The sequence below is a fragment of the Bacillus sp. FSL M7-1020 genome, from assembly GCF_038050415.1.
Taxonomy (GTDB): Bacteria; Bacillota; Bacilli; order Bacillales; family Bacillaceae_G; genus Bacillus_A; species Bacillus_A toyonensis.
The window spans coordinates 142743-154787 of the sequence record NZ_JBBOTW010000002.1 but is presented as its reverse complement, the minus strand read 5'-3'; the positions used below and the strand labels follow the sequence as shown (position 1 = coordinate 154787).

Sequence of the window (12045 nt, the reverse complement as noted above, 5' to 3'; positions counted from 1 at the left end):
TACTTAATGGGCAATTAATACTGCTTTTAATAAATTGTAAATAGAGTATAAATAAATTTGATAGTTTTTTGATAATTAACTTATCCATTTTTTAATTTTATCTAATAAACTATCCTGATAGCGTTCCCTAAATATCACAGTATTTTTTACGTCTTCTTTTTTTAGAATTCTTGTGTAGTTATTGTTAGGGTTATTTTTGTCTATTTTCTTTAAACGTGGGTGACTATATCCTAAAATTTCAAGTTTATTTAGACTTTTTATTAGATATATTTTTGAATCATCATCTTGTTTAATATAATATGCATCTTTACCTAGTGGATCAGAAAGGTAAGGGATGTATATTTCAAGCACAAGTATCGTACTTACTAAAAGCGAAACTATAATAAAACCTATAATTTCATTAATATCCGATATATTTAACGATCTATCGGAAAATATATAGAAATATAATATCGTGATTGGCGTTATGAATATTGTGAAAATAATAATATGAGGTATTTGGATAAGTAAAATTTTCTCTTGATTGAAAAAAAGCTTTTCTATACTAGAAGCCTTAAGTATTGTGCATGTTTTTAATAATAGTAGGCCTGCAGCAATGTAATATGTAATATTTAAAGTTTGAAAAATGTTTGTTAAGTCCATGTGATGATATTAACTCCTGTTTCATATAATTTATTACGTATTACTTATAGTACACTAGTTATTATAAGTAATATGAAAGTACAAATTAGCGGGTTTATTAATTTTTTTAAAGAAATCTTCCTTTACATAGTTTAAATTTTATAGAGTAGAAACTACGGAAAATGAATAAAACAATTAAAATGAATTGTCTTTTGAAGGGAGCTATATTGCTTCTTCTTTAATCTATTAATAAAATATCTAGTTGAATGGATATTTTATTTTTTATTTTACAACAGTATTATATTATATTACGATGTTATGATAATATGATATAGGAGTGAAAAGCTAGTTTTTATTATAGATACTCAACAAAAAATATCGATTATCCTGTTTCTTGGATTAGTGGATAATTGAAGGGTGCAATTTTTATTTGTAGAATAAGGTCAATATTAGTACTTAAGCAATTATATTTACTAAGACAAAAGAAAGTGAGGAAAAAAGGAAGTGTTTTTCTAAGCACTCTCGCTTGGATGTACAAAAGGCTGGCTCGGAAGCACTAGCTTATTTTCTCTTCATCTCTTTAAAGAAAATGAAGAAACTGGTTCAAGAGATTAAGAATGAAAGAGAGCCTTCAGTATAACTAGATACTATTTTCAGTGTAGATCATTTCTTATTAAAGTCTATTTCAGAAGAATTACTTTCCTTAATTAAGAGGAATAGATTTGATGTAAGGAAAAAATTATTGGAGGAACTTGCTAAAAGTCAATGGGCTGACCAAAGTTACAGTATTCCAATCATTAAAAAGGCATTAAACGACGAGAACTCTATTGTTCGTAACCAAGCTGTTATAAAATATCGAATCTTAGGATTGTAAGAAGAAAGTCAGAGGGGAACAAGAATTTTGGAAAAACTGAAGTAGGAAAAGATCTCTCGTCTAAAGTGTTTTTAAGTGTTAACAAAAAGAGAACCATAATGGTCTCATTTTTATTTTTTTGTGTACAGATAAATATAAGGGACTTTTGCATGCTATGACTGTTACTTGAATTTTCAAAATTATAATTTATAAGAAAACAATAGGACGTAAGAAAGCTTGATTTACCAGTACTTCGTGGTACATCAAGGGCTAGAAAAGTAGGTGCCAGCAATCTTTAAAACTGCTTGAGGTGTTAGGAGGTTAGATACTATTACGAACTTAGAATAAGTAAGAAAAATAGAATAATAACTTTAGAGAATATATTGAAAAATCGATTTTATTAACTTATATATGGGAGTGTACAGAAGGTGAATAAGCATGAGAAATTATATACTATAAAAAATGAAATTGAAAATAAAATAAGAAATCATAAATTATTTAAACTTCAAAGGGACAAAGCGATAAGATTAGTGATTCGTAAAACTTCAATGTGGTATTCAGTGATAAATGCATCTGATGAAAGGAATTTTTTATCTAGATTAACAAAGATACCTAAAGAGTTTATGGATGAAATAAAGTTTTTACAAGAATCAATGAAATGGGTAATTAGATGGTGTATTTTGTATTGTCCGAAAGAATCAATGTGCTCTGACAAAGTAGTAGCGGATGAAGTATTGGATCTATTAACGGTGGCATATTATTATGAAGATTTTTATCGATTCTGGTTTTTACATAATAAACATAGAGTATCTTATCAGCTTGATGAAAGAACTATAAAGTTTAATTTTAATAAAGAAGAGAACCATAAATTATATAGTTGTTATAATGCATGGAGAATAGGAAAACAAGAAGAAGATAAGTTTAACTCTATGAGTGGGAGAGAAGATTTCCAAGAAATGATGTATGAGATTCATATGGGAGATTTTGAATTTCAAGAAAATATACAATTTGAGGGTTTTTCGTTAGAAGACTATAAAAAGTTTTCTCTATCAATTAATAACTTTATTGTTAAGGATATTGAAAAAAGCATTAACAATAATATAACTAAGATTTATGAGGGAAAGAATGTATACGAAAAATCAAGAGAAGAATGGATAAAGATAGTACAAATGTATTCAAAAATGGATAGGTCAATTATTATGTCTATTTTGGACTTTTTTACACTAGATTTTGATAATATAAAAAATGATATTTCTTTAAACTACTTTGTACCAATACATAATAAGTTGGTATTAATGCAGGAGATATTTATGACCACAAGACCTGCAATTAATGCTATACGATTATTAGCTAAAATGAATCAGAAGAGTTATAGCAAAGCTCAAAATTATTTTGAAAAGTTAGAGAGGGATCAAATATACAAAAATTTAGGGGATAAATATAGCATTTCTTATGGCAGAGACAAGAAAAAGGCTATTCGTCCTGGAATGGATTTACTAGTATACGACCCGAGGAAGAATTATTTACAGGTTATAGAATTAAAATATAAAATTCCTGTGGAGTCAATTGAGGATGTAATTCAATTAGAAGATGGGCTATTAGAAAAAGGATATACTCAAATAGAAATTGCTAAAGAATATGTTGAAACAAATAAAGATAATATTCTTCAAGAGTATTTTGGAGATACCTATAGTGATGTAAAACCTTTAAAAGTTGAGCATATTATATTGACTAACTATTCAATTGGTACTGGATATAATTTACCTTTGGATACACCAATTTTTACAATAGAGCATTATATTGAATTGATGAATGAGCTTGGTGTTGACGGTATCGAAAAGGTTTTAAAAGAGGGATGCAGAGGATTTACTAGGAATATAGAAAGAATCGATAAATGCATTTCTTTATGTGGTTATAAATTAGTGGTTCCAGAGTATGGATTTACAATAAGTTAAAATAAAGTCAGGTGCCTATAAAGAGATATGGCTTTTAGTGAAAACCCACCTTTAGATATCCTTAGCTGAAGGTGGGTTTTTTGTGGGTAAAAAAAGAATATCAATTAGATTCATCCTTAATGAAATTTAATTATAAACGAATAGTTTTTGCAGCGACGAAGAAACAGAAGCTGATAATCAAACATTTGATAAACAGATAAATGGAAATAAAAATCATCTAATAAAAGAGAGAAAATGATTCTATTTGATTTGCTATGGGAAATAGCTAGTTCAGGATTAGAAGAGAACGTATTAAGTAAATTTATCAATAATATAAATTGAAGAAGTATGATGTATAAAAATATATAAAATAATGGAAGTTAGGAGTGGTTTATGAGATTATGATAAAGGAATAAAATATAAACTAAAAAGAGGGGTTAAAGTTATGACTACAAACATGAATTGGGACTACTTGTTAAATAAAAAAAGACAAAGAAAATCAACATCAGACGCTGACAAATTTCGTAATGAATTTGATAAAGACTATGATCGAATTATTTATTCTTCATCTCTACGAAGACTTCAGGATAAAGCACAAGTTTTTCCACTTCAAGAAAATGATTTTACTCGAACTCGCTTAACACATTCTATGGAGGTAGCTTCTTTAGGAAGATCACTGGCCTGGAATATTGGGACATGGTTATTAGAAGAAAAAAAGTTTAAAGATTTTTGGGAAGTTAAAGAATTAGCTTCTTTAGTGGAAGTATCTTGTCTAGTACATGATTTAGGGAACCCTCCCTTTGGACATTATGGAGAAGATATAATAAGAAATTGGTTTAGTAATTGGTTTAAGAGTAAAGAGTTCGAAAAAATAGAACGAGATTATTTAAATAGAGGCTTTCCAGAACTAACTAATCAACAAAAAAATGATTTTGAATATTTTGAGGGTAACGCACAGGCAATAAGAATTTTAACAAAATTACAATTTCTTAATGATCAATTTGGTGCTAATTTTACTTATGGTACACTTGCAACATTAATGAAATATCCTTGGTCATCTGATAATCCTCAAGCTATAGAGAAAAAGAAATTTGGTTATTTTTCTTCAGAACAGAGTTTGTTTGAAGAGTTATGTAAAGAAGTAGGTATTGGGGATAGAAGGCATCCAGCTACATATTTGTTAGAAGCTGCGGATGATATTGCATACTTAACAGCTGATGTTGAAGATGGTGTTAAAAAAGGAATAGTGAAATGGGAAGAGGAATATAAAAATATTTCTGAGTACCTTGAATCTAACTATAATGGATATTATAGAATGTTAGAAGATTCTAGAGAAAAAACAATTAAAAATAAAGTACCTAATAGGGATTTAGTAAATGTTCAAAATTTTAAGGTTGCAGCTCAAGGAATAATGATTAGAGCAGTTATAGAAGTATTTAAAAGTAGATATGAAGACATTATGTCTGGTAAGTTTGAAGGAGGACTTTTAGAGGCTTCGACAGCAAAAGTATTAGAAAGTAAATTAAAGAAAATTGCTATTAAATATTGTTATAATGATTCCGAGGTACTTACACTTGAATTAGTTGGAGATAGAGTAATAAGTGATTTATTAAATTTATTTGTAAATGCGGTTGTAGATATTCATGACGAGCCAAAAACAAGATCCAAGAAGGAAAAGTTGTTCCATTTGATATCTGAAAATTTCCGACATATTCAATCTATTGACAATAATGGTCTACCTAATATAAAATTTGAAGAATTACCTTTATATAATCGACTACTATTAATTACTGACTTTATTTCAGGTATGACTGATTCATATGCAGTTAGTTTACATCAAAAATTATTGGGGGTTAAGTTACCCTAATTAATATTAATGATATAAGAAATGGGGAGCAAATATGGGAATGAAAACAACAATTAAATCTGAGATATTTAGTTTGTTGCAAAATCACCCGGATTCTTGGGAATTTATTGAAAGTCTTTCTGAAATAGGAGAGTTGTTATTTTTTGGAGGATCCATTAGAGATTATTATATCTATAATGAATATAAAGATATGCCAAGAGATTTTGATATAGCTGTGAAATTAAACCCCAAAAATGAAATGTTATTTACTACATTTGTAGAACAATATAACTTTAAAAAAAATAGATTTGGTGGATATAAAGTTAAAATTGAAGGTATAGAATTTGACTTATGGAATTTGCAAAATACATGGGCTTTTAAAGAGAAAAAATTATTAGCTGAAGAAAAAAATCTTGCTAAATCAGTTTTTCTTAGTGTTGATGGTATTGTATATAACTTTAATCAGAATATTTTATATGATGATGATTTAAAATGGTCAATGGATAATAAGCAAATAAATATAGTTTTAAATGATAATCCTCAAAAAGAATTAAATCTATTGAGAGCATTAGTATTTAAGAAGAAATATAATTTTGATTTTTCAGTGGAATTAAAAGCAGAATATAAAAAATTGATAAGTTTAAATCAGGATTTTTATGAAAAATTGTATGAGTTGCAATTTTCTCATTATAAAAGTGAATACTTTACACGTGCTGATGTAATTAAGGAACTACAACATATTGGTTGATAGAAATAGAATGTAAAAAGATAGGGGTATAGATACTCCTATCTTTTTTGAGTATAAACCTTCAAATTATATTGATTTAGTATGATGTGTTATTAGTATTATGTTAAAGTTTAACTTGCAAGTATAGATCATTGTTTAGCTTTAAAAAATACTCTTCATATAGCTTTATTAAAGAGATAAATGATATAAGAGAAGTTACACGAATTTTATATAAACAATACTTGGCCTGGGTGTTATTAAAAAATGATAAAATGTTATTCACTTTAAGTATATCTGTTTTTTGTTAAGTTAATATAAACAGATGTAAATCAATTTATATTTTGTGGAGGCTTTGGAACAAGAAAGTAAGAGTAGTTCAAAGATATTTCGATAGTCATGCTAAGTAATGCTTTTTGATTTAAATTTTAGTTATTTAAAATGGTCCATAACAAGACTAAATTTATGGATATACAATTTATGAGGAATTTGTCGCATTTTTGTTTATTATAATTTGTGATTTAGGACAACATAACTAAAAAATATTTGATTGTACTATGTAAACGAGCATTATAATTATATGTGTATTTTTAATTAATTATTCTCGCTAAAAGGTATGATTCAGAAAGCAGTTGTGTCAAAGATTCTCTTTCATGATATACGTGGGGCTTATGAAATTATTGATTGTTTATCAGATGATTTTAGTGAACTAAGCGAGTTAATTGAGGCTCATAAAGCAATAATAGATTTTAAAAAACAATGGTTTAGAAGATTTATTGGGTTCAGATGCCTTCTTTGATATTTTTTATGATGAATATATACGTTTATATCGTATGTTAATAATGTGTTTTAATTTGGTTTTGTTAATAAATGGTATAATTTGATTAATTTTTAAAAAATAATGGTGCATACTTAGCTTGGAATTTCATTGTGAATCAATGAAATGAAGAGAGGGAATTAGATGCATATTAGAAAATTTACTAATCATCCAGTACTGTTTGTAGGTACTGGACTAAGCCTGAGGTATTTAGAAAATTCTTTTACATGGGATGGTCTACTTTTCTACATTTCAAATAAGATTAAGGGATCAAATGAATTTTGTTATGATCTGAAATCAAAATATGAAAAAGATGGGGAGTTGACTATACTAAGATTGCGAAAGATCTTGAATTAGAATTTAATGAAGTGTTAAAGAGTTATCGCCATGGTGAGTTTAAGGAAATTAACGATCAATTTTACGAGAACATGGAACAGGGTATTAATATTAGTCGTTTTAAATTATATATTTCCCTATATACGTATTTAGTAAAATTCAGTAAGATCTTGAAAGTTCTAGAGTATTGAAAGGAAATAACTAATATAATTGATAATGTAACGGATTTTGCACAACAGCATATAAGTATTGATGGAATTTTACAGGTTGAAGATATATCACAATCGAAAAAGAACTTAGCTATAATATTAGGCGTAATAAACGAGAGGATTTCACTAGATACAGTTGAAGAGTATTTAAGGAATTATGATGACAAGAAATCTATCGATTATAGTAGAATTTTTTGTGTTTTTGATTATAAAAAATATGCAGATGAACATCAGAGAATAAATCTAAACAGTTCCGGGAGGCAACTGTAAGCCAAGAGGAATATATATTAATAAAAGTTCAAGTGTTATTTTGCAGTGGAGAAGCGCATGCTTATTGAAAAATAAGTTGGTATGTAATTTTATGAGTTAAGTCATATCGCTGTCCTATTATGCTCTTAATAGACCATTTCAAATTGCAAAAAAGTTATTCTTTCTGATGGAATATGTAGAAAGAATAACTTTTTTAATTTTTCATATTCAAAATCAATCAATGTAAATAATCCATCATCCTCTCACTTGATTTCAGAACCATTGAGAATGATCTTTTCTTCCTGGTAATTTTGAAAATTAATTGGTACTTCTTAGTCTTCTTCTGTCATGATATTTTGAATGGTTTTAACTACGTGACTATCTATTTGAAATGATAAACATCTTATTGTATTACCATATTCCACGCTAATTATGAGAAGAAAGTGAAGAGGGTATTAAAATGGTCTTATATAAAAAGTACATGAAATTTAATCTGTATTCTTATTTTTATATACAAAATAATTAATGTTATATTAAAATAAAAGATAGTAATAGATTATTTACAGTGGGACATTTTGATTTAATCATTGTAGATGAAAGTCACCGGAGTATCTATAAAACTTATCATGCAATAATTGAATATTTTGACGTATATATTAGCACTAACACCCAAAAAGATGAAATTGATAAAAATGTTTATGAAATCTTTAGTATAGAAAAAGGTGCCCTACAAATGCATATGAATTTGAATAGCTTGTAAAAAAATTCATTTTGTCTAATGTCGTAAAAAGTAAATGGAATTTAAAAATATTGGATGATGGGATTCGTTATGATGAATTGTCTAATGAGGAAAAAGAAGAAAATGAAGATACATTTAATGAAGAGGGAGCGAAGAAATAAGTAACTCAGCTGGCAATTGATGATTGTTTAATGAAATCACGATCGATTAAGTGTTAAATGACTTGATGGAAAAAGGTATCAAGGTAAAAAGTGAAGATATAACAGTTATTTAAGATTTCTTCTTATTTAGATTAAGATATAAAAATGTTAATATATCCGATAAATGTTATGCATCTTTCAAAAAGATAAATATGAAAAAGAAAGCTGTGAAGTTATAAAAGGGGGTTACAACAGTTTATGGAACATATTAGAGAATATGTACAAAAAGCAAATTCTTTTGGAGAGTATTATAAAGCAAATGTGTACACACACTTAAAAGAAGTAACAAACGAGATAATAAGTGAGTTTAAAAGGATTTTTGAACAAAATGCAAGAGAATCTGGTTTGATAATAAGTAATTCTGTTTATGAAGATATTCATCTGTTTGATTTTACAGACAGAGTTAAAGATCCAGTTAGTCTTACAGAAAAATTAAAGAATAAAAATTTAATCTTTGAACTGGAAGAGTTTTTTAATGTGGAAAGTTTGAGTGAGGAAAAGAAGTTATCGCTAAACGACTTTTTTTATAAAATAGATGATATTATTGGAATAAAAATACTGACTAGCTTAAATTATGATTGTCAGTATGTATTAAATCTTATTAAAAAAGAGATGTCCGAGGAAATAAATGGAGTCCAGTTGGTTTTAGATGGGGAAATCCCAACCACTATGAGTAATGGTAGAAAAATTTATAAATTAAAGGGATGTTTTAGAGATAAATATGCTTTTGAACTACAAATTAAAAGTAAGATAGATTCTGCTTGGGGAGATTTGGAACATAATCTGTTTTATAAAGATTATGATTTTAACTACATCAAAAACAATAATAAAGAAATAATGGTAAATATCGGTTCTGTACTGGAGAAGACAGAAGATTTAATGCTTTCTATCAGAGAAGGGAAAAAAGAATTCTCTAATGCATATGAAAAATATAATTTTTATCAGGCTATAAGTGATGAGTTTGAACAATTTGTTCAAGAGAACTATGGTTCTAAGTATATACTAGAGAAGAATATGGATAAATTGTATGGTCTATATAATTGTTGTTTTGGTGAATATTCTGTAAATCGTAAGGTCAAAGTTGAGGATATAAAAATACCAGAAAGCCGAGTATTAGAAAATGCATTAAGTAACAATTTTAAGCATTTAAAACTGAAAAATTTCGAGATTTCGCTAATAGAAACAATTCATTTTAATTGGTTGAACATAAAAGAACAAGAAGGGCTTCAAGAAATTGAACGTATAGAGGGGCTAATTCGAGGCCTTTTATATGATTCCTTAAATAAAATTGCTAGCCTATTGCAAATGAAATTATTATCAGAACAATACGTTGATAGTATTATAAATATTTTAACGGTTTATCAGTTTGATTATTTCCAAAAGAACATACTTCTTAATACTGAATTACTAGCCCAATTTGTATTGATAAATATAGCAATAGACCAAGTTAGCAATAATGCTCAAGATGAAGAGTTTGGCGAATTCGAAGACCTTGATAATGAAAATTTTGAAGAATTTTTAGAAAAACTTAAATTGGTAGTGTTTAAACACCTTTTTATAGAAAAAATAATTGAGAATCAGGATACGGATAGTAAAATATTTATTAGTGCAATGATAAAAGTGTTGAATGAACATAATGCATCTAATAAGAAAAATAATGAAGTGACACAAGAAACAATACATTTGTTAAATACAATTTTAGGAGGACGTTATGGAGAAATTTAATGCTTTGAAATATTTTCAAAATGACCAAGAGTATTTCATCACAGTATTACCATTTAGGGTTATAAATAAGGTTACGACCACATTAGTATATGGCGATGAAGAACCATATGGATATCAAAGGGGGCTAAATCCATCTCATTATAAAAAAATAGTGAGGAGTATTAATAAATCGAATGAATTGATTTCGCCTACATCTATTGTGCTTGGGATTAATAGATCAGAATTTAAGGAAGAAGAACGAGAGTGTATTAATGAAAACATTTATAGCTTACTTATTGATATAGGTGAAGAAAAGGGTCCATACAGAATTATTGATGGCCAACATAGATTAAAAGGACTTGAGTTAGCGGCAGTTGAAAATCCAGACTTATTGAATTATGAACTTAGCGTAATCATTATGATCATTGATGATGATAATAGAAGAAGAGAGGTACAAGTATTTAATAACATAAACTCTAAGGCCAAGCCTTTAAAAATGGATTTAACAATACTTGCTTTGTATAAATACGATCTTTTAGAGATGGTTAAAGAATTTGATGTAATCGAACATATTGCAATAAGAGTTGCGCATATATTGAATGCAGAGGCTAGTTCCGTTTGGAAAAATGCAATTAAATTGGATGTTAATAATTCAAATTCATTTGGGATAATAGGATTTAAAACATTTTTTGAGTCCATTAAACCTATTTGTGAAAGATTAGTTAAAGAAAGTATAGATTTTGAAGATTTGTCTTTTGAAAATAAGTTATCGTTTGTTAACCAATGTGCAGTAATGATTTCTAAGGAATTGTTAATACCTTGTTGGAATATAATTTTTGAAAAGTGGATGGATTGTTTTGAAGAATTTTTAGACTTTAGTAATTTTGAAGAGGTAAGCACACTATATAATAAAAAATATTATATTCAAAAAACAATGGGAGCTAAATCGATAAATGGACTTATAGGTCAATTCTTAATTGAAACTGATGGGGATATTTCGCATACTATTGGGTTATTTAGAAAAAGGATTGATAGTAGCGGTTTAACAAGTGGATCTTGGAAAGTTGGAGGAGTATTTTCAGGTTTAAGTTCTGAGGCTGGATTTAAAAAAATTAGAGAACTAATATAAGAAATAGGGAATAAAATTTAATGAAATGAGTAAGGATTTGTTTTATGTTATTTTTAGCGTGACCGGAAGGGAAGCAAACTTAATCTTTTAAATTAAACCTATTCTTCCATTTTTAGTGCGTTTTTAATGAATTTAAACATAAATATTTTATAAAAGTATTGTATGTCTAAGCTGTGAAATAAACCCATCAACAACTGTGTTATTTTAAATTAAACTCCACGCACGTTGAGTGTGATGAGTATGATATTTTAAAAGAAAGTAGAAGAATTCTGAATTTAAAAATTAAATTTTACCCCAAACCATGGAGAAATCCCATGATTTGGGGCTTCTTTGTATTGCTATAAGAAAATATATTATAATAAAACAAAAAGGGTTATTTTTATGCTTAACGTGATCATTCTTCAAGTAATATAAAAAACTCTCTAATGGTATTTGTATCGAGTGTATTAGGTGTTACATCTTCATGATGTTCTTTTAATTATTGGTGAAATACTAAGAAATACCCCTTCTTATTTTCAAGGATTCTTCTGGCAAGAACTTCTGCTTTTTTTGCAAACATATAAATGTTAAATAACTCTCCGAACGTGTAGGTTCCAACTTGTGTAACTTCAATATTTGTACGACCTAGCTTTGCTTTTTCTCTTTTACTCGTTCTGGACAAAATAAAACGCCTCACTATATCAT

Annotated in this window: 9 protein-coding genes; 7 read left to right on the top strand and 2 right to left on the bottom strand. The window is 27.7% G+C overall.

The genetic code is table 11. The features are described from left to right. Positions 1–75: 75 nt before the first annotated feature. The gene (locus MHB70_RS27350) at positions 76–642 is read right to left on the bottom strand and encodes a hypothetical protein (protein WP_061530346.1); all 567 of its coding nucleotides are present in this window, start codon (positions 640–642) and stop codon (positions 76–78) included. Positions 643–1902: 1260 nt separating this feature from the next. On the opposite strand from MHB70_RS27350, the gene MHB70_RS27345 reads away from it, so the two are divergent. From MHB70_RS27345 to MHB70_RS27315, 7 genes are all read left to right on the top strand, one after another. After that, positions 1903–3429 (top strand): hypothetical protein, encoded by a 1527-nt coding sequence (locus tag MHB70_RS27345; RefSeq protein ID WP_061530347.1) that lies wholly within the window; start codon positions 1903–1905, stop codon positions 3427–3429. 424 nt (positions 3430–3853) lie between these two features. After that, entirely contained in the window at positions 3854–5275 is a 1422-nt protein-coding gene (locus MHB70_RS27340) for a deoxyguanosinetriphosphate triphosphohydrolase (RefSeq protein WP_061530348.1), read from the top strand. A 34-nt stretch (positions 5276–5309) separates the two neighbouring features. Beyond that, positions 5310–6002, top strand: coding sequence for a hypothetical protein (locus tag MHB70_RS27335; RefSeq protein WP_061530349.1), 693 nt, complete (start codon positions 5310–5312; stop codon positions 6000–6002). Between the two features lie 2152 nt (positions 6003–8154). Continuing rightward, on the top strand, positions 8155–8349 hold the full coding sequence (locus MHB70_RS27330) for a DEAD/DEAH box helicase family protein (protein WP_179862824.1): 195 nt from the start codon (positions 8155–8157) through the stop codon (positions 8347–8349). A gap of 11 nt (positions 8350–8360) precedes the next feature. After that, positions 8361–8489 (top strand): hypothetical protein, encoded by a 129-nt coding sequence (locus MHB70_RS27325; protein WP_257138116.1) that lies wholly within the window; start codon positions 8361–8363, stop codon positions 8487–8489. 237 nt (positions 8490–8726) lie between these two features. Beyond that, positions 8727–10253 (top strand): hypothetical protein, encoded by a 1527-nt coding sequence (locus MHB70_RS27320; protein WP_061530352.1) that lies wholly within the window; start codon positions 8727–8729, stop codon positions 10251–10253. Continuing rightward, positions 10240–11361 carry a DGQHR domain-containing protein gene (locus MHB70_RS27315; protein WP_061530353.1) on the top strand — a complete coding sequence of 374 codons (1122 nt, stop codon included), beginning with the start codon at positions 10240–10242 and terminating at the stop codon, positions 11359–11361. The genes MHB70_RS27320 and MHB70_RS27315 overlap by 14 nt, the downstream gene beginning before the upstream one ends. Positions 11362–11839: 478 nt before the next feature. Here the strand turns inward: MHB70_RS27315 and MHB70_RS27310 are convergent, their stop codons facing one another. Further along, positions 11840–12022, bottom strand: a complete 183-nt coding sequence (locus MHB70_RS27310) for a hypothetical protein (RefSeq protein WP_230306533.1) — start codon at positions 12020–12022, stop codon at positions 11840–11842. Between the last annotated feature and the right edge of the window lie 23 nt (positions 12023–12045).

Coding starts and splice junctions, on each gene's coding strand:
- MHB70_RS27350 (WP_061530346.1), bottom strand. CDS start 642: ATGGACTTAACAAACATTTTTCAAACTTTAAATATTACATATTACATT.
- MHB70_RS27340 (WP_061530348.1), top strand. CDS start 3,854: ATGACTACAAACATGAATTGGGACTACTTGTTAAATAAAAAAAGACAA.
- MHB70_RS27335 (WP_061530349.1), top strand. CDS start 5,310: ATGGGAATGAAAACAACAATTAAATCTGAGATATTTAGTTTGTTGCAA.
- MHB70_RS27320 (WP_061530352.1), top strand. CDS start 8,727: ATGGAACATATTAGAGAATATGTACAAAAAGCAAATTCTTTTGGAGAG.
- MHB70_RS27315 (WP_061530353.1), top strand. CDS start 10,240: ATGGAGAAATTTAATGCTTTGAAATATTTTCAAAATGACCAAGAGTAT.